The organism is Paraburkholderia sp. WS6 (genome assembly GCF_030464835.1).
GTDB classification, from domain to species: domain Bacteria; phylum Pseudomonadota; class Gammaproteobacteria; order Burkholderiales; family Burkholderiaceae; genus Paraburkholderia; species Paraburkholderia madseniana.
In genome coordinates, this window is sequence record NZ_JALQCK010000038.1 from 1 (window position 1) to 17,628 (window position 17,628).

Sequence of the window (17,628 nt, forward strand, 5' to 3'; positions counted from 1 at the left end):
CTTGTGACAAGGGCGTCATACTTCCGGCGGCGCTGCGCGCGCCGAAGAGTAGTTCTTAAATCCACTCGCTGTTTGGGCGGCGCCTGAAAGATCTACGTCCGATTTCGTTGCGCGCTCAAGCACTTACTCCGGATGTCCAGGTGTTATCAACATGCCTTTCAACAAAATCTGTGGATAAGGCGTCCCTCCGCAATACGCCCGCCGTCGCGAGGCGCGTAGTCGATCACCCCCTGCATCAGCCTGCACCCCAAGCAACAATCCGATCTGCATCAAGCACTTAAGCGTGAAGCCCCGTAGTTATCAACAGCCCTGTCAACATAAACTGGGGATAAGTCCGCAGCCATAACTACGGAATCCCAGGTTTAGTTCGATGCACCCACGTTCGCCGTGGAAACCCCTGGCACCGCCGAGGTCGCCGTGGACGTAGACGCAGACGCCGCTGTCGATTTAGTCTGCCCCGGCTCCAATGGCGGATTCCCCATCGCCTGGAACAGGGCCGCGGTGTCCGTCAGCCGCGCGCTGGTATAGCGGATCTCATCGAGCTGCGCGTTGCGAAACTGCTGCTCGCTCGAGCGCGTCGAGGCGATCGGTAACGCGCCCAGTCGGTAGCGTCCCGACGTTTCGTCGAAAATTCCTTGCGCCGAACGCGCTGCAATGTTCGCGGCGTCGAGCGCTTGCGCGTCGTGCTGCAGCGCTGCGAGCGTGTCGGCGACGTTCTGGAATGCGGTCAGTACGGTCTGCTTGTATTGCGAAACCGTGGCGTCATACGTGTCGACGGCCGCGCGGCGCTGCGCGAACAGGGCGCCGCCGTGAAACAGCGGTTGTGACAAGGAGGCGCCTATACTCCATATCGCTCCCGCGCCGGATAGCGCCACCGGCCAGCTAAAGCCGCCTTGTCCCATCGAGGCACTCAGCGAGAGACTCGGGAACATCTGCGCCGTCGCCACGCCGACATCGGCCGCCGCGGCCTTCAGGGCGGCGTCCGCGGCCTGAATGTCGGGGCGGGTGCGCAGCAGCTCGGACGGCACCACGACAGGCACCTGTTCAGGCACGTGCAGTTGCGCAAGATCGAGGTCGTCCGGGGCCGCGTCCGGTGTGCGGCCAAGTAGTACGGCCAACGCATGACGCGTCGTCAGCCATTGCTGCCTCAAGCCCGGCAAACTCGCCGACAGACTCGCGGCACTTTGTTGCGCGCTCAACTGGTCGGCGTGTGAGACCGCGCCCAGTACGTAGCGCCGCTGCGTGTCGCGGGCCTGATCGTTGGCAAGCGTCACGAGCCGTTCGGTTGTGTCGATCTGCGCGCGCAATGCGGCGCTCGTGATCGCCGCCGTCACGATGTTGGCGGCCAGCGCGCGGCGCGCGGCGTCGAACTGATAAGCCTGTACGTTGACGCGGGCGGCGAGCGCGGCATCGGCGAGACGCGCGGCGCCGAACAGGTCGAACGTGTAGTGCGCCTGCAATTGACCGACGAAGATGTTGTACAGGAACGTATTCGGACCGGCCTCGGGGATCGCCAGCGCACGATTGCGGGTCACCTGGCCGCCCGCGTCGATGGTCGGCAGCATCGAACTGCCGATCTGCGCGCGCAGTTGCTCGCGCGCGGCAGCCAGGCTCTTGTCGGTGGCGGCGAGCGTTGGGCTGTTGCGCAAGCCTTCGTCGACCAGCGCGTTCAGCGCCTCCGATTGATACAGCTTCCACCATTCGGGCACGGGCTTCGCGCCGACCACGAATTGCTGGGTGATGCCTTGTGCGGGTACGGTTTGTGTGGGTTGCGCTTCGGCGCCGTAGTGAGCCGGTTGCGGCATGGCGGGCGGCTCGCCGTTCGGGCCGAACGAGCAGGCGGCCAGCGTCAGCGCAGCACCGCCGAGAAGCGTGAGGCGCACGTGTCGAGGGAATGCAAGGATAGCCATGATCTCAGTTCCCCGAATGCGTCGTGGCGGACGGCGCCGGCGGCTCGCGCTCGTCGGTGCGTACTCTGAACGACATGGCGTACAGGGCCGGCAGATAGAACAGCGTGAGGATGGTCGCGCTCGTAATGCCGCCCATCAACGCGGTCGCCATCGGGCCGAAGAAGTTCGAGCGCAACAGCGGAATCAGCGCGAGGACGGCCGCGGCCGCGGTCAGCGTGATCGGCCGGAAACGCCGCACCGTCGCGCCGACGATCGCGTCGAAACGTTTGTGTCCCGCTGCAATGTCCTGCTCGATCTGATCGACGAGAATCACCGAGTTGCGCATGATGATGCCGAACATGGCGATCACCCCAAGCATTGCGACGAAGCCGAACGGCTGGCCGAACAGCAGCAGCGTCAACACCACGCCGATCAGGCCGAGCGGCGCGGTCAGCACCACCATCAGCACGCGCGCGAAACTCTGCAACTGGACCATCAGGAGCACCAGTACGGCGATGATCATGATCGGCATCTGGGCGTTGATCGACGTCTGCCCCTTGCCGCTTTCTTCGACCGACCCGCCGATCTCGATCCGGTAGCCGACCGGCAGCGTGCTGCGAATCTGGCTGAGGGATTTATCGACGGCATGCGTGACGTCGATCCCTTGCGCGCCAGGCGCGACGTCGGACTGCACGGTGATGGTAGGTTGCCGGTCGCGTTCCCAGATCACACCGTATTCGAGGTCGTTGCGCAGATGACCGAGCGTGCCGAGCGGCACCGGGCCATTCGGCGTCGGCATCGCCAGCGTGACGAGCTTCGCGGGGTCGACGCGTTCCGCTTTGGGGGCGCGCAGATCGACGCTGATCAGCTTGTCGCGCTCGCGATACTGCGTGACGGTGTAGCCGGAGAGTGTCATCGCGAGGAAGCTCGAGATGTCTTCGGAGGTCACGCCGAGTTCGCGGGCCTTCTTCTGATCGACTTCGAAGCGCACCGAGCGCTCGGCGGGTTCGTCCCAGTCGAACTGGACGTTGCTGGTACGGCGGTCGGCGCGCATGGTCGCGGCGACGCGCTCGGCGATCGAGCGCACGGTGGCGATATCGTCGCCGCTCACGCGGAACTGCACAGGGTAGCCGACCGGCGGACCATTCTCGAGGCGCGACAGGCGTGTGCGGATCGCCGGAAAGTTGTTGCGCAATTCCGATTCGAGCCATTGCGCGAGCTTCTCGCGATCTTTCACGGATTTCGCGGTGATCACGAACTGCGCGAAATTCGGCTGCGGCAATTGCTGATCGAGCGGCAAATAGAAACGCGGCGCACCGGTGCCGACAAAGTTCACCGTATGATCGATTTCCGGACGGCCCACCAGCGCCTTTTCGAGCCGCTCTGCCTGGCGCAATGTCGCTTCGAACGACGCGCCTTCGGGCAGGCGCACGTCCACCAGCAACTCGGGCCGGTCGGAGCTCGGGAAGAACTGTTGCGGCACCAGCGTGAAGCCTGCCATGGCCAGAATGAACAGCACGACGGTGATCGCCAGCACGACGAAACGCCGTTCGATGCACCAGCTGATCCAGCCACGCAGGCGCTTGTAAAACCGCGTGTCGTAGATGTCGTGCTCGTGATCTTCCGCTTCGTGTGCCTGGCGTTTGCGCTCCGGTAGCATGTGATAGCCGAGCAACGGAATCAGCACAACGGCGGCCAGCCACGACGCAATCAGCGCGATTGCCGACACCTCGAAAATCGAACGCGTGTATTCACCGGTGCTCGACTTGGCGAGCGCGATCGGCAGGAAGCCGGAGACGGTCACGAGCGTCCCGGTCAGCATCGGGAAAGCGGTGCTCGTGTATGCATAGGCAGCGGCGCGCGTGCGGGTCCAGCCTTGCTCCAGCTTCACCGACATCATCTCGACTGCGATGATCGCGTCGTCGACCAATAGCCCCAAAGCGAGCACCAGCGTGCCCAACGACACCTTGTGCAGTCCGATGTCAAACAGATACATGCACAGCGCCGTGACGGCGAGCACGACAGGTATCGAGATCACGACCACCATGCCGGTGCGCACACCCAACGACAGCAGGCTGACCACCAGCACGATCGCAATCGCCTCGGCGACGGCTTCGAGAAAATCGTCGACCGAACGCGCCACCGCGTTCGGCATGCTCGACACTTCGACCAGGTGCAAACCGGCGGGCAGGTAGGCCCGCAGCGTGACCATCTGCTGATCGAGCGCCTTGCCCAGACGGATCACATCGCCGCCCGCCTGCATCGTCACGCCGATGCCGAGCACTGCCTTGCCGCCGGAGCGCATTTGCGTGGCGACTGGATCGTCGTAACCGCGCTTGATGGTGGCGATGTCGCCGAGACGGAACGAGCGGTTGTTGATGCGGATCAGCGTGTCGGCAAGCGCGTTGACGTCCTTGAACTGGCCGGTGGGGCGCACGAATACGCGGTCGTCCGTGGTGGTCAGCGTGCCTGCCGGCGAGACGCTGTTCTGCGAATTGATCGCCTGGCCGAGTTGCTGCGGCGAGATGCCAAGACGCGTGAGTTGCGTGTTGGCGATCTCGATGTAGATGTGCTGGTCCGGATCGCCGAAATAATCGACCTTGCCGACGCCCGGCACACGCAGCAGCACCGTGCGCAACTGGTCCGCGTAATCGTGCAGTTGTGCGGCGGAAAAGCCGTCGCCTTCGAGCGTCCAGATGTTGGTGTAGACGTCGCCGAATTCGTCGTTGAAGAACGGGCCTTGAATGCCTGGCGGCAAGGTCGTGGCGATATCGCCGACTTTCTTGCGCACCTGATACCAGGTTTCGGGCACGTCCTTGACCGGCGCCGAGTCTTTCATCGAGAAGAACATCAACGATTCGCCGGGGCGCGAGTAGCTGCGCATGAAATCGATGGCGGGCGTTTCCTGCAATTTCCGGCCGATGCGGTCGGTGACCTGTTCCTGCACCTGGCGTGCGGTCGCGCCGGGCCAGAAGGTGCGGATCACCATCACGCGAAACGTGAAGGGCGGGTCTTCGGATTGGGCGAGGCGAGTGTAGGCGAGTACGCCGAATGCGGTAGCGAGCGCGATCAGGAAAACGACCAGCGCCTGATGGCGCAGCGCCCATGCGGACAGGTTGAAGCGTCCTTCTTCAGGCGTGGTGCTCATGAAGCGAAGTCCTCGGGATGCAGCGGCGGGATCACGTGGACTTTTTCGCCAGCGGTCATGGTATGCACGCCTTGCAGTACGACGCGCTCACCATCCTTGAGCCCCTGGCCGATCACAATCGTGCGCTCGTCATAGCGCGTGACCGTCACGCGGCGCAGTTCCAGCGCGTTGTCCGCGGCGCGCACGACCCACACGGCCGGCTGCGCGCCGTCGTGGAACAGGGCGGTGGCGGGCACAGTAAAGGAACCGTTCTGGCTCGCCGAGGCGTTGGCAGCTGAGTTGCCAGTTGCGTCGGCAGATGAGTCCGAGGGCGACGGCGCGGCGAGCGCGATGTCGGCGGTCATGCCGAGGCGTACGTCCGGACCGGGATTGTCGAGCGTGAGCTTGGCGCGGTAAGTGCGGCTTTGCGGATCTGCGGCGGGCGACAGTTCGCGCACGCGCGCCTTGAAGCTGCGGCCCGGCAGCGCGGCCAGGGTGACCTGCGCGGTCTGCCCGACCGAGAGCGCGGCAAGCGCACTTTCCGGCACGTCGCAGACGACGTCGATATCGCCGCTCCACGCGAGGTTATAGACGGCTTGCCCCGCGGACACATTCTGGCCGGTGTCGGCCTGTTCAGCAGTGATCACGCCGGCGTGATCGGCACTGAGCGTGGTGTACTGCAACTGGTCTTTCGACAGCGCCGCCTGCTGCGCGGCCTGGTCGCGCTGCGCGGCGGCTGACGCGTAGGCGTTGGTGGTCTGTTCGAGCTGAGCGGGCGCGATCAGGTTTTCTTTCGCCTGTGCCTGGTCGCGATCGAGTTGCTGCTTCGCATACACGAGACTGTGTTGCGCGGCTTCGAGTTGAGCTTGCGCGCTGGCGGCATTCTTTTGCGCATCCGCCGGATCGAGCCGGGCGACGATCTGCCCGTTCTTCACGACGTCGCCCAAACGTACGCGCCGCTCGATGATTTTGCCGCCGACGCGAAACGACAGCGGGGTGGAATAGCGCGCCTGCACTTCGCCGGGCAACGATGCCGCGGCCGCCCCGCTGCCGTCCGCATGCACGGCGACGGCGACTACCGGACGCGGCGCGGGCGCAGCCGCTTCCTTCTTCGAGCACGCGGCGAGCGTGACGATACCGGCGAGCGCGAGGGCAAATGCGGCGCGGCGCAAGCGCGCGGAACGGGCATACCGATGGGACTGCTGGCGCATCGCAGACGATGCGGGAGGACCGGGACGCTTCACAATTACCCCAACTGGAGACAGCGAACGAACACGGCAAGCCGCAGCGGCTCGCCAGCGAAGACACGTGGGCCAAAACATGCGATTGACATACGGGTCTGACTTCGAATGGATGGGTGCATTCTAATACACACCTGTATTTGAATGTTGTTGTGAATTGGAATTCTTTTCGGTGCTAGACTTGCGCCCATGAAACGGCAACGACTTACACGCGAGCAGAGCAAAGACCAGACGCGCCAGCGTCTGCTCGACGCTGGGCAAGCGATTTTTATGAAGAAAGGCTTTGTCGCGGCGAGTGTCGAAGACATCGCCGGGGCGGCGGGTTACACACGCGGTGCGTTCTATTCGAACTTCCGCAGCAAGAACGAGTTGTTTCTTGAACTACTGCGGCGCGACCACGAGGCCATGCAAGCGGGCTTGCAGACGATTTTCGAAAATGCGGCCACGCGAGAGGAGATGGAAGAGCGCGTGCTGCGCTACTACAGCAGCCTGCATCGCGAGAACAAGTGCTTCCTGCTGTGGGTGGAGGCGAAGCTACTCGCGGTACGTGACGGCCGCTTCCGGATACGCTTTAACGCGTTCATGCACGAGAAGCTTGAACAGATGAGCGAGTACATTCGCGAATTTTCGACGCGGGTCGGCACGCCGCTGCCGCTGCCGGCGGAGACGTTGGCGATGGGTTTGATGGGCTTGTGCGACGGCGTGCAGTTTTTCTACACGGTCGACCCGCAGAACGTGTCGTCGGAGATGGCTGAAACGGTGCTGGCGGGATTTTTCGCGCGCGTGGTGTTCGGGCGCGACGCGTAATCGGCGTGGATGCGCGATCAAATAGTGTGGCGAATGCCGGGGCGGATCAACTCGCCGGCAGCTGCGCGCAGGCGTTGGCAACCGGCGTGGCGCAGACGAACGAATACTGCCCGCTGTAGCGCAGGACTTCTTCACCGACGTGCAGGACAACCTTGATTTCCGGGCACCGCTCGTAAGCGATGAAGGCCGAACAGGCCGCGGCGGACCAGCAAACCAGTGAAAACGCGATTTTTTCGAAAAGCTGAAAACGATGTGGCATAGCGATGTGTTCCTTTCGGGCGCCATGTTACCAGCATCTAAGGGTTTATACCTACCAAATATCCGCAATAAACCTCGCAATAGCGTCGCGAGCGCCTCAGAAACCTGACCGGATTGTCATGTTCAGGTCAGGGTTGGGACATGATCGTGTCGATACAATCGAATCGTTGGGCAAATCCGCGCGCGCCTTGTCGCGCGGGTCGACACAGGCGGCAGCGTTGCGCCGGCCCGGCTTTATCGAGGCAGGAGTCGTCCCATGAATCAATTGCAGTCGATGCGCGTATTCGTCAAGGTGGCCGACCTTGGCAGTTTCGTCCGCGCGGCCGGCGCGCTGGATCTTTCCACTGCCGTCGTCACGCGCCACGTCGCGGATCTGGAAGCGCGCCTTGGTACCCGGTTGCTCAATCGCACGACGCGCCGTCTCTCGCTGACCGAATCCGGCACGACTTATCTGGAACGCGTGCGCCATATTCTCGACGACCTGGAAGGCGTCGAGCAGATGGTGGTGGCGCGTAATCACGAACCGGTCGGGACGCTGCGCATCGTCGCGCCAGTGGTGTTCGGGCTGCATAGCCTCGCGCCGGTGGTGCAGTCTTACGCCGAGCGTTATCCGGAAGTCATGCCTGACGTCACGCTGGCGGATCGTCATGTCGATCTGGTGGAAGAGGGTTTTGACGTCGGCATTATGGTCGCGCGGCACATGCGCAGCGCGAGCATTGTCACGCGGCGATTGACCACCGGCTATATGACGGTTTGCGCGACGCCCGCCTATCTGCAGCAGCACGGTACGCCGACCCGTCCCGAGGATCTGTTGAAGCATCCGTGTCTGAGCCGGCCTGCGGAGCAGGGCGGCGACGAAAAGGTGTTTACCGGACCGCAGGGTGAGGTCCGTGTGAGACCCACTAACGCGATCGCGGCGAACAACACCGAGATGCTGAGGCAGTTCGCTTTGCTGGGCATGGGCGTGGCGATTTTGCCGAGCTACCTGATTGGCCGCGATCTGGCGTCCGGGCGGCTTGTGCCGTTGCTCGGCGATTACCGCCTGCCGCAAATCGAAATCACGATCGCGTATCCAAGCCGCCTTCATTTGCCGGCGAAAGTACGCACCTTTATCGATCACCTTGTCGCGCATTTCCAGCGCACCGACGAGCACGCGCGCGATCCCCGTGCCAGGATGCCGCGGCGTGCCGTGGCCGGCTCGCCGGTTTATGCCGACGATCTGCCGGTGTCCGCTTTGCAGGGCGACGCGGCGCGGCCGACGCTCCCGGTTTCGCGCGCGCGGATCGTAGCATCGTCGTCGCTTTGACGAGCGCGCGGTAAACCTAGATCCACACGTCGTTCGCGGCGGTGCGTTCGTTGCTTTCTTCGCCGGTGTTCTTCACGCCGCGCGGTTCGATCAGCAGCAGCTTGACCTCGCGTTCGGCATACGGTTTGTGTTCCGTGCCTTTGGGCACCACGAACATTTCTCCGGCCGAGAGCAGCACGGAGCCATCGCGCATGTCGATGCGCAACTGTCCGTCGAGCACGATAAACGTTTCGTCCGTGTCGGCGTGTTCGTGCCAGATGAAGTCGCCTTCGATGCGGACCAGCTTGAACTGGTAGTCGTTCATTTCCGCGACCACGCGTGCTTGCCACTGGTCGCTGAAGAGCTCCAGCTTCTCAGCGAAATTGATGGCGCGGTAGGGCCGTTGAATCGTTTGATGGGTGGACATCGCGGTGCTCCCTCCTGAGGGGTAGGTGTGTGTGTCAGGCAGGAGCGTAGGGCGGGAGGCGCTAGCGGGTCTTGTACGTTTGTGCGCGGGGGCGGCGGGCGATGGACGGTGGGATATCCGTCGAGCTACCGTTAACGCGCGCCGCGGGTCGAAGGCCCCAGCATCTTGAGCCAATGCGCCGGCGCAACGCCCCACGCGCGCTTGAAGTGCCGCGTCATATGGCTCTGATCGGTAAAGCCGGCCGCCGCCGACGCGTCGGCGAGCGACACGCCCTGAATCGCGAGGCGGCGCACGAGATCGAGCCGGCGCATGGTCAGATAGCGATGCGGACTCGTGCCGAACAGCGCACGAAAATCCCGCGACAAACTCCAACGGTCGCGGCCGGCGGCTGCCGCCAGTTCGTCGAGTGTCACTGCGCTATCGAGCGAACCAAGCATATACTCGCGCGCCCGTTCGGCCGCGAGGTAATCCACCGGGCGGCGCGTCGCCGCGCCCCCTGCCACGGCGTCGAGCGCGATGGCCAGTTCGTAGAGCGCATCGTCCTGTTCGAGCGAATCGATCGCACAATCCATCGTGCGCAGCAGGCTCTCGGTCGCAGCAAACAGACGCGGGTCGTTCGAGAGTCCGCCTTCAATGAACGGCAACGGCTTGCCGCCGAGCGCCTGTTGAAACAGCGCCGGGTCGACATAGATCATCCGGTAGTGAAAGCCGTCGCGGGTGCCGGCCTGGCCGTCGTGCGGCTCATCGGGATGCAGCACCATCGTGCCGCCCGGCAAGCTGTTACGCGTGCTGCCGCGATAGCGGAAGCTCTGCACGCCAGCAAGCGTGCGGCCGATCGCATAGGTATCGTGCCGGTGCATCGCATAGCCGGCATGATGAAAGAAGGCTTCGATTCGCTCGATGCCGCTCGTGCCGCCCGAATGCGGCGAGCGATGGATCCAGTCGGCAGCGGGCTTCGGATCGGACGAAAGTGAACTCAGCGTCAAGACCTGCTTTCCGCTCATGCCCCCAGACCCGGCCCATAGTTGCCGCCGACGAGGCGCGTGACCGACGCCACGTCGGCATAGTCCTGCTCCGGCAAACCGTCGAGCATCGACACGACTTCGTTGCTCGCGCCGGCTTCGCGCGCGGCGTCGACTAGCGCGTCCTTGTAGGTCGGGAAACGGACTTCGCGCAGAACGTCGGCGATCTGCAGATCAATCGATTCGCCGGGAATAGCCGATGCGGTCATGCAAGCGCTCCAAAGGGGATGCGTTTTTCAGGTTTTCAGGTCTGCAGGTGCTCGTTCTGGCCCGTGAAGCTTCGCTCCAGATGCCGCGACTTGGGCAGCGCGATGTGTTGCCATTGTTGCGGACGAGTGTCGTCCGTGGCAGCGACGTCCGGCGCCGCGGGAGCGACCGGTGCGGCGTTGGCGCGTTCGGCAAGACTATTGGCGGCCGTGCTGTCCGGCGCGGTATGAACTGGCGCGGCAAAACACGAGGCTGACAGCGTCACCATGGTCAACAGTGTCGAGGTTTTCATCGCCCGACCTCCTAAGCTCATGCGGCGCTGACAGTTGAGCAAGCGTTACGCTGTCCCCGCGTCGTAAGGACGGCGCAACCTACACGCGGCGTTGATACAGGCGGGCGGCGTGCATCTACCATCTTAGATGGCAAACGGCTACGACGCGCGCGCAAATGAGACAAAACCTAATTGTAGATTTCACATGATGGCAGGAAAAAGGCAGAGCAGTCGCGAACGGTCGTGCTGCGTCTATGTTGCGAGGAAGCGGCTGATGCCCGAATCGCGTGCGAACCTCAATCTGCCTGGTAACAGCCTGGGCGAACAACGGTTCAGCGACCGCTAAGAGCGAGCTTCTAACGCAGCACGTCGAACCGCGTCCACGGCCACGACGGCCGGTCGCGCATATAGCCGTTGAGCCAGTTCCACTGCGGGTGGCGCTTCATGAACGCCTGGGCGTCGAACGGCCGGCCGCACGGGTGGCCCCAGCGCGCGGTGAACGCCATCTTGCGCGCCATCTCGCTGTCGACCACCTTGCCGTCGTTGGCGCCCCACGGATTGAACGGCCCTTGATCGGAACCGCCGAAGCGCGCGTCGTCCAGTTCAAGATGCCCGCAGATGGTGCGCGAGCAGGGATTGTCGTTGCGGTCGAGATAGACGTCGTGATGGTCGGCGATCATCTCTTTGGCGAGTTCGACGTCGATCTTGCCGTGATGCATTTCTTCGAGCTGCATGAAGCGCAAGCGGCGCGCGCCGTTCTTGCGCACGTCCGTATAGTCTTCGCCTTCGCCGATGCATTCCTGGTTGCGGATCTTCAGATCGGTCGCGGTGTTGTAACCGCTATAGAAGCCGTCTTTCGTACTCTCGAAGCCGGAATAGTGCAGCCCCAGTTCGTAGCGCGCGATCTCGCCGGTCTTGGTGTCGCCGAGCAGCCAACTGTTCGCATAGCCGCCGTTGTTGGCGACCGCGAACATCTCGCACCATTCGCCGATGTTGTTGGCGTACTGCGACGCGCGCCGCGAGCGATAGAACTCCGGCGCACCCGCTGCGTTGTAGCCGATAAAGTTGGAGATGGTGGTTTCGGTGACCATCAGGCCGGCTTCGGTGACCCAGAAATCGGTGAGGCTGGAGATGCAGCCCGGCAGGCCCTGCATCAGGATGCGGTTGCCGCGATCGGGCACGATGTCGAACACGACGTTGAACGCGTCGCCCGCGGCGTAGCGGTCCCACGAGTTATGTGCCATGACGATGCGGCCGTCGCGGGTGGCGTTGCCGGTGGCGATGAACGCGCTGCAGTGATGGCCGCGGCGTCCGCGCCAGGGTTTCAGGCCGAGTTGCGGTTTCTGGGCCGCCGCGTGGCTCGGCCACCAGCTTTGCAGCAGATCCATGTAGCCGTTCCAGGCTAGCACTTCGGCGAACGGCAGCTTCGCGCCGTCGGCGATGCCCTGGATTTCGTCGGCGAATTCGGTGTCGAGTTTGTTGGCGAACTGGGACACGGCGGCGTCGACAAAGGTGTCGAAGTCTTCACCGGTATCCCATTTCGCCAGGTAGCGGGCGGTGCGGATCGCGTTCTGGATTTCGGTGGCGAGCAACTGGCCATGCTGCTCGCCGCGATCGTACGGCTCGCCTTCGATATGCAGAAAAATCCAGCCAGCCTGATCACGGCGGACGGCATCGAGGGACGGTTCGCTCATCTTCGCTCCGATCGAAGGGCGGGCGTCTCGGTGCGCCCGTCTTGGCGTAACGCGCGCTGCTCGCAAGCGCTGCAGCGGTTTCCTCATTGTAGAGAATCTGCCGCGCTTTGCACGGGCTGAGAAGGCGGCGTGGGTGAGGCGCCGCGCATTGCCGCGCGGGTTCGGCCAATGACTCGGCAATCGACCGAGCGACTTCGCACCCGATAGCCCGATAGCCCGATAGCCCGATAGCCGGAGTGCCGGAGTGCCCGAAAGCCCGAATGCCCGAAAGCCCGAATGCCCGAATGCCCGAATGCCCGACCCCCGGCCTCAGCGCGTCGGATTCATTCGGAAGTACGCATCGAGCAGCGAAGTCTTGTACACCACCCCGGCCAGCTTAGGGTCCGCGGTGCTTTCGACGACCGGCAAGCGCTCCCCCTGGAACGCCATAAAGTGCTGCAACGCAACGCCGAGCGGCATATCCGGCGTGAGCACATCGAAATGCGGCTGCAGGTAATCCGCGGCGGTTTTTGCGGAGGTGTCGCGCTTGTCGAGCAGATCGGAGGTGATGTCCTTGAGCGCGACCACGCCGAGAAACGCACCGGACTCGTTGGCAACGTACAGATACTTCACCGGATATTCGAGGAACACGCGCGTCATATCCTGCACGGTCGCGTTCGGGGGCACGACGGTTTCGGCGGGACGGATCAGTTCGCGCATCTGCGTCGCGCGTAGACGCGTGCGTTCCTGTTCCTCCTGATTGCGGCGTAGCGTGATTTCGTACATCGACGTCTTGCCGATCGCGCGCGACACGAAATACGCGACCACGCATGAAAGCATCAGCGGCAGCACGACCTGATAGCTGAGCGTCATTTCGAAGATCATCAGGATCGCCATCAGCGGCGCCTGTGTGGCGCCGGCCAGAAACGCGCCCATGCCGACCATTGCGTAAGCGAACGGCGCCGAGGTGCCGTGAGGCCACAACGCATGCATGCCGAGGCCGAACAGCGAGCCAACCACCGCGCCGACGAAGAGCGTCGGCGTGAACACCCCGCCGATCGCGCCTGAACCCACAGTCGCCGACGTCGCGACGATCTTGAACACCAGCACGAGGACGAGCGCGCTCCACGTCCACGGCGAATGCAGAATGGAATTAACGACGCTGTAGCCGTTGCCCCACACCTCGGGCGTCCACACCGACAGAATGCCGACGATCAGACCGCCCAGCGCGAGCCGGATGGGCAACGGCACGGGCAGTTTGCGAAAGTTTGCCTTCGAGAAGTCCATCAGCCGCAGAAACTGCGGCGCGGCCGCACCGCACAGCAGCCCGAGCCCAACGAACAACAGGACTTCGGCGCCCGCCACCGGCGGAAACACCGGCATTTCGTACGGCGGCTTGTAGCTGGTGAACTCGCGCATGGTGATGTTGGCGACCACCGCTGAAACGACCACGGGGCCGAAGCTTTCCATCACGATCGAGCCGAGCACGATTTCAGTGACGAAAAACGCGCCGGCAATCGGCGCACTGTACGCGGAGGTAATCCCGGCCGCCGCGCCGCAGGCGACGAGCAGGCGCAGACGCGGCGGGTCGAAATGCACCCAGCGGCCGATCAACGACGCGGCCAGCGCCGCCAGTTGCACCATCGGACCTTCGCGGCCGATCGAGCCGCCGCTCGAAATCGTGAACAGCGAGGACACGCTGCGCCAGAAGCTCAACTTCACCGGCACCACGCCGTCGCCGATCGCGACGGCTTCCATGTAGTCGATGTGATTGCACTTGTCGACGTGACGTTGCGCGATCAGCAGAAAGAAGCCGGCGATCAGGCCGCCCGCGGCGGGCAGCCACACACGCACCGTCCACGGCAAGCTGCGCGCCATTTCGACGAAACTGCCGGACTTGCCGACCGTCGCCAGTTGCAGCAACGCGATGCCTTCGCGAAAGGCAATCGTCGCGAACGCGCCCGCGACGCCGACCACCACCGACCAGACCAGCATCGTATGGGCGTCGGAGAGACGGAACAGGGTTTGGGCGCGGGTGCGCAGCTTCAGCAGGAATGAAAGCACGTCGGCAGGAGAGGGCGTGATGGGTGGATGGAATGCGCGTACGGTAACAGCATCGCGCCCGCTGGCGGAAGCGGGTGCGATGCGGAAGGGTCGCGAAGGAGCGCGGCGCGGATCAAGTCGCCGCCTTGTCGAGTTCCGGGTAGTGCCGGAAGATGCAGGCCTCGTTGTGCGCGATGCGCCGGTCGGACTGGAGATAAGCGGCGATGTTCGGCCGCTCGATCACCGCGTCGTGCAAGGCCGCAAGACGCGGATAGTGTTCGGCGAAACGCTTGAGCGCGCGCGGAAACGCGTACAGCAGACCGTCGATCAACTGGAACATCGACAGGTCGACGTAAGTGAGCGCGTCGCCCACCATGAACGTGTCGCCGGCAGGGTTCTGTTTCAGCACGCGCTCGAAGTACTTCATGAACTTCGGAATCCGGTGGTCGATGAAGTCGTGCGCGCGCACTTTGGCCGCGTCTTTCTGGTCTTCGTAATACAACGCACTGGCGAGCGGATGATGCGTGTCGTGCGCTTCGGTCACCATGTCGGCGATCGTCAGTTGCAGTCCGTTGGCGACATAGCGCAGGCTTTCAACCGATGGCGCGAGATTGAGCTTCGGGCCGAGGTAGAACAGGATGTTGGCGGTCTGCGCGATCACCAGATCGCCGTCCTTCAGAAACGGCGGCGCGAACGGTGGATAGGGCGCGTCCTTGCTCTTCATCAGCGTCATCATCGCGTTTGTGCCGAGGCCATCGGATGGTTCGCCGCGCGCCACTTCCACGTAGTCTGCGCCGGCTTCTTCCAGGGCCAGCCGCACGAATTCGCCACGACCTTGCAGGCCGTCCCAATAGTAAAGTTCCAGGCTCATCGATCAGTCCTCATTCCAGTTGCATGAACAGGTTTGCGTGAACGGATAACGTCAGCAACCAGTATGCCGCGCATGAGTGACGGCTGGTTCTCCTGAACGCACAAAACCCCGCACGCGGCGGGGTTGGCGACGAGGCGGGGACGGCTTAGCCGAACAGGTGCTGGACAGTCCATGTGATACCCAGTCCGCCGACGATCAACCACACATACAGGATGAAGCCGGTGGTCAACGCACGGGGGCCGGCCTGACGGATCTGCGCGATACGGGTTTCGATACCGAGCGCGGTCATGGCCATGGTGAGCGCGAAGGTGTCGAGCATGTTCAGCGTGCTGGTCGCGCTTTCCGGCAGAACGTGCAGCGAGTTGATCACGACGAAGGCGAGGAATCCGAGCGCGAACCACGGAATTGCCAGCTTGCGCGGGGCGTGTTGCTTGCCGTCTTCGGCTGTTGCGGAGGCGGCCGCGTTGCGTGCCGAGCGGTTCACCCACATGCCGACGACCAGCAGCACCGGCACCAGCAGCATCACACGGGTCATCTTGACGATGGTCGCGATGTGGGTCGCTTCCGGGCTCACGTTGCTGGCCGCGCCGACCACCTGCGCCACTTCGTGAATCGTGCCGCCGAAGAACAGGCCCGCGCCAACCGTGTCGAGATGCAACCAACCTGCCTTGAACAGCACCGGGTAGAGAAACATCGAGAGGGTACCGAACAGCACGACGCTGCCTACCGCCATCGCACTCTTATGCGGCTTGGATTGCAGCGTCGACTCGAACGCGAGCACGGCCGCCGCGCCGCAGATCGCGCTGCCTGCAGCTGTCAGCAGCGCCGTGTCGCGGTCGAGTTTCATGATCTTCATCCCGGCCCACGTGCCGATCACCAGCGTACTCACGACGATCAGTACCGATTCAGCAAGACCGGGCAAGCCGACCTGGGCGATTTCCTGCAGGCTGACACGCAGCCCGAAAAACGCCACGGCGATGCGCAGGAGTTTGCGCGCCGAGAAGTTGACTCCGGCCGCCCAGCTTTCGGGCATGCCGTCACGCAGCGCGTTGCCGTAAATGGCGCCGGCCACGATGCCGACGATCAGCGGGCTCAGGCCCAGGCCGGCGATGGCCGGGATCGAGGCGATGCGGGTCACGGCCGCGGCGAACAGCGCAACGAACAGAATGCCGTTGAGTTGGCCGCGGGTGGATGACCCCGAGGGTGCGGCGGAAGCGGTGAGATGAGCGGTGGACATGGCGTAGCGCCTTCCTATGACTGTCTTGATTCGATAGGCCCAATCCTAAATTAGATATATCGATATGAAAAATCGTGATTTAGAATGTGAAGTATCAGTTCAACGGATATTTAGCCCGCCATGACCCCGGATCAACTTATAACGTTTGCCGCTGTCGCAGAGCATCGCAACATCAGCCGCGCGGCGGTGGCGTTGCATCTATCGCAGCCGGCGGTATCCGGCCAATTGCGCCAGTTGCAGGACGAATTCGGCGAGCCGCTTTACCTGCGCGATGGGCGCGGCGTGCGCCTGACGCCCGCCGGCGAGCAACTCGCCAGCTATGCGACCCGGCTGCGCGATACGTGGCGGCAGGCGCATGCGTATCGCGATGCGCTGCGCGGCCTCGAGCAGGGCACCTTGCGCATCGGCGCAAGCACCACGCCGGCGAGCTATCTGCTGCCGTACCTGATCGCGGATTTTCATCGCCACTACCCCGACGTGACGCTGCATACCGCCGATGGCAACACCACGGAGATCGTCGGTGCGCTGGGCTCGGTGGATATCGCGATGATCGAAGGTCCGGTCGGCTCGGATCTGCCACCGGATACCGCGGTGCACGCGTGGCGTGAGGATGAGATCGTCGCGATCATGCCGCGCACGCATCCGCTGGCGGTGGCGTTGGCGCAGGCGGATGGCTCGGGTAGCGCTGTCGCGGCAGTTGGGCGGGATGGGGGCGGAGTGTCAGGAGCGGTAGAAAGTGGAATGGCAGGAGCGCTAGAAGGCGCAGCGCCGGGGGCGGTAGAAAAACGAGCGGATATCAACGGGGGCCGGGCGGAGCTGGCGGCGTTCGGCCCGCATCCGCTGGTGCTGCGCGAAGCCGGGTCGGGCGTGCGGCAGATCGTTGAGCGAGCCTTTGCCCGGGCGGGCGTGCCGATGCGCGTGGCGCTGGAGATTGCCGGGGTCGAAGGCGTCAAGGAGGCGGTGCGGGCAGGCATGGGCATCGGTTTCGTCTCGGCGATGTCGATGCGGCATGAGGACGGCGCGCTGTGCCTGTTCTCGTTGAGCCCGGAGCCGCTGACACGGCGGCTGTCGATTCTGGTGCCTCATGCGAGTGCGCCGTCGCGAGTGGTCGAACAGTTCCTCGCGCTGTGCCTGGCAGATGGACCCTGATCGAGGTTTCCTGGGGATTTCCACTATGGTGCATGACACCCCGCCCGGCGCACTATTCGGGCATCGCAAGCGCCTGGGCGCTTTTTTTCGAAACGTGTTTGGAACCGGTTCCAGATGCCGA

At 63.6% G+C, this 17,628-nt stretch carries 15 protein-coding genes; 3 read left to right on the forward strand and 12 right to left on the reverse strand.

Features of this window, described 5'->3' with window-relative positions:
* Positions 1–362: 362 nt before the first annotated feature.
* From M0D64_RS33290 to M0D64_RS33300, 3 genes are read right to left on the reverse strand one after another with little or no spacing between them, the layout of a single operon-like run.
* Positions 363–1,910: an efflux transporter outer membrane subunit gene (locus M0D64_RS33290; RefSeq protein WP_266260940.1), complete on the reverse strand. Its 1,548-nt coding sequence runs from the start codon at positions 1,908–1,910 to the stop codon at positions 363–365.
* Between the two features lie 4 nt (positions 1,911–1,914).
* A complete protein-coding gene (locus tag M0D64_RS33295) occupies positions 1,915–5,037 on the reverse strand; it encodes an efflux RND transporter permease subunit (RefSeq protein WP_266260941.1) in 3,123 nt (1,040 codons plus the stop codon).
* The gene (locus M0D64_RS33300) at positions 5,034–6,227 is read right to left on the reverse strand and encodes an efflux RND transporter periplasmic adaptor subunit (protein ID WP_266260942.1); all 1,194 of its coding nucleotides are present in this window, start codon (positions 6,225–6,227) and stop codon (positions 5,034–5,036) included. The genes M0D64_RS33295 and M0D64_RS33300 overlap by 4 nt, the downstream gene beginning before the upstream one ends.
* Before the next feature lie 219 nt (positions 6,228–6,446).
* On the opposite strand from M0D64_RS33300, the gene M0D64_RS33305 reads away from it, so the two are divergent.
* Complete coding sequence (locus tag M0D64_RS33305) at positions 6,447–7,064, forward strand: TetR/AcrR family transcriptional regulator (RefSeq protein WP_266260943.1); 618 nt, start codon at positions 6,447–6,449, stop codon at positions 7,062–7,064.
* 46 nt (positions 7,065–7,110) lie between these two features.
* Here M0D64_RS33305 and M0D64_RS33310 read toward each other — a convergent pair whose 3' ends face one another.
* Positions 7,111–7,323, reverse strand: coding sequence for a hypothetical protein (locus M0D64_RS33310; RefSeq protein ID WP_154563755.1), 213 nt, complete (start codon positions 7,321–7,323; stop codon positions 7,111–7,113).
* 255 nt (positions 7,324–7,578) lie between these two features.
* Here M0D64_RS33310 and M0D64_RS33315 point away from each other — a divergent pair, with 255 nt between their 5' ends.
* Positions 7,579–8,628, forward strand: coding sequence for a LysR family transcriptional regulator (locus M0D64_RS33315; RefSeq protein ID WP_266260944.1), 1,050 nt, complete (start codon positions 7,579–7,581; stop codon positions 8,626–8,628).
* Between the two features lie 16 nt (positions 8,629–8,644).
* On the opposite strand, the gene M0D64_RS33320 is transcribed toward M0D64_RS33315, so the two are convergent.
* The 8 genes from M0D64_RS33320 to M0D64_RS33355 form a co-directional block, all read right to left on the reverse strand.
* Positions 8,645–9,034, reverse strand: a complete 390-nt coding sequence (locus M0D64_RS33320; protein WP_093645002.1) for a cupin domain-containing protein — start codon at positions 9,032–9,034, stop codon at positions 8,645–8,647.
* Between the two features lie 131 nt (positions 9,035–9,165).
* Positions 9,166–9,972: an AraC family transcriptional regulator gene (locus M0D64_RS33325; protein ID WP_266240650.1), complete on the reverse strand. Its 807-nt coding sequence runs from the start codon at positions 9,970–9,972 to the stop codon at positions 9,166–9,168.
* A 62-nt stretch (positions 9,973–10,034) separates the two neighbouring features.
* Positions 10,035–10,265, reverse strand: a complete 231-nt coding sequence (locus M0D64_RS33330) for a DUF2795 domain-containing protein (protein WP_093644998.1) — start codon at positions 10,263–10,265, stop codon at positions 10,035–10,037.
* A gap of 35 nt (positions 10,266–10,300) precedes the next feature.
* The gene (locus M0D64_RS33335) at positions 10,301–10,555 is read right to left on the reverse strand and encodes a hypothetical protein (RefSeq protein WP_115780011.1); all 255 of its coding nucleotides are present in this window, start codon (positions 10,553–10,555) and stop codon (positions 10,301–10,303) included.
* A gap of 335 nt (positions 10,556–10,890) precedes the next feature.
* A complete protein-coding gene (locus M0D64_RS33340) occupies positions 10,891–12,228 on the reverse strand; it encodes a C45 family peptidase (RefSeq protein ID WP_266260945.1) in 1,338 nt (445 codons plus the stop codon).
* Between the two features lie 309 nt (positions 12,229–12,537).
* The gene (locus tag M0D64_RS33345; RefSeq protein ID WP_168435842.1) at positions 12,538–14,271 is read right to left on the reverse strand and encodes a ClcB-like voltage-gated chloride channel protein; all 1,734 of its coding nucleotides are present in this window, start codon (positions 14,269–14,271) and stop codon (positions 12,538–12,540) included.
* A gap of 112 nt (positions 14,272–14,383) precedes the next feature.
* The gene (locus M0D64_RS33350; RefSeq protein WP_266260946.1) at positions 14,384–15,121 is read right to left on the reverse strand and encodes a glutathione S-transferase; all 738 of its coding nucleotides are present in this window, start codon (positions 15,119–15,121) and stop codon (positions 14,384–14,386) included.
* Positions 15,122–15,266: 145 nt separating this feature from the next.
* Positions 15,267–16,358, reverse strand: coding sequence for a YeiH family protein (locus M0D64_RS33355; protein ID WP_266260947.1), 1,092 nt, complete (start codon positions 16,356–16,358; stop codon positions 15,267–15,269).
* A gap of 120 nt (positions 16,359–16,478) precedes the next feature.
* On the opposite strand from M0D64_RS33355, the gene M0D64_RS33360 reads away from it, so the two are divergent.
* The gene (locus M0D64_RS33360) at positions 16,479–17,507 is read left to right on the forward strand and encodes a LysR family transcriptional regulator (protein WP_266260948.1); all 1,029 of its coding nucleotides are present in this window, start codon (positions 16,479–16,481) and stop codon (positions 17,505–17,507) included.
* Positions 17,508–17,628: the final 121 nt, after the last annotated feature.

Bases quoted from the DNA above. Each gene is read 5' to 3' on its own strand.
- M0D64_RS33290 (WP_266260940.1), bottom strand. From the start codon at position 1,910: ATGGCTATCCTTGCATTCCCTCGACACGTGCGCCTCACGCTTCTCGGC.
- M0D64_RS33295 (WP_266260941.1), bottom strand. From the start codon at position 5,037: ATGAGCACCACGCCTGAAGAAGGACGCTTCAACCTGTCCGCATGGGCG.
- M0D64_RS33300 (WP_266260942.1), bottom strand. From the start codon at position 6,227: ATGCGCCAGCAGTCCCATCGGTATGCCCGTTCCGCGCGCTTGCGCCGC.
- M0D64_RS33305 (WP_266260943.1), top strand. From the start codon at position 6,447: ATGAAACGGCAACGACTTACACGCGAGCAGAGCAAAGACCAGACGCGC.
- M0D64_RS33310 (WP_154563755.1), bottom strand. From the start codon at position 7,323: ATGCCACATCGTTTTCAGCTTTTCGAAAAAATCGCGTTTTCACTGGTT.
- M0D64_RS33315 (WP_266260944.1), top strand. From the start codon at position 7,579: ATGAATCAATTGCAGTCGATGCGCGTATTCGTCAAGGTGGCCGACCTT.
- M0D64_RS33320 (WP_093645002.1), bottom strand. From the start codon at position 9,034: ATGTCCACCCATCAAACGATTCAACGGCCCTACCGCGCCATCAATTTC.
- M0D64_RS33330 (WP_093644998.1), bottom strand. From the start codon at position 10,265: ATGACCGCATCGGCTATTCCCGGCGAATCGATTGATCTGCAGATCGCC.
- M0D64_RS33335 (WP_115780011.1), bottom strand. From the start codon at position 10,555: ATGAAAACCTCGACACTGTTGACCATGGTGACGCTGTCAGCCTCGTGT.
- M0D64_RS33340 (WP_266260945.1), bottom strand. From the start codon at position 12,228: ATGAGCGAACCGTCCCTCGATGCCGTCCGCCGTGATCAGGCTGGCTGG.
- M0D64_RS33350 (WP_266260946.1), bottom strand. From the start codon at position 15,121: ATGAGCCTGGAACTTTACTATTGGGACGGCCTGCAAGGTCGTGGCGAA.
- M0D64_RS33355 (WP_266260947.1), bottom strand. From the start codon at position 16,358: ATGTCCACCGCTCATCTCACCGCTTCCGCCGCACCCTCGGGGTCATCC.
- M0D64_RS33360 (WP_266260948.1), top strand. From the start codon at position 16,479: ATGACCCCGGATCAACTTATAACGTTTGCCGCTGTCGCAGAGCATCGC.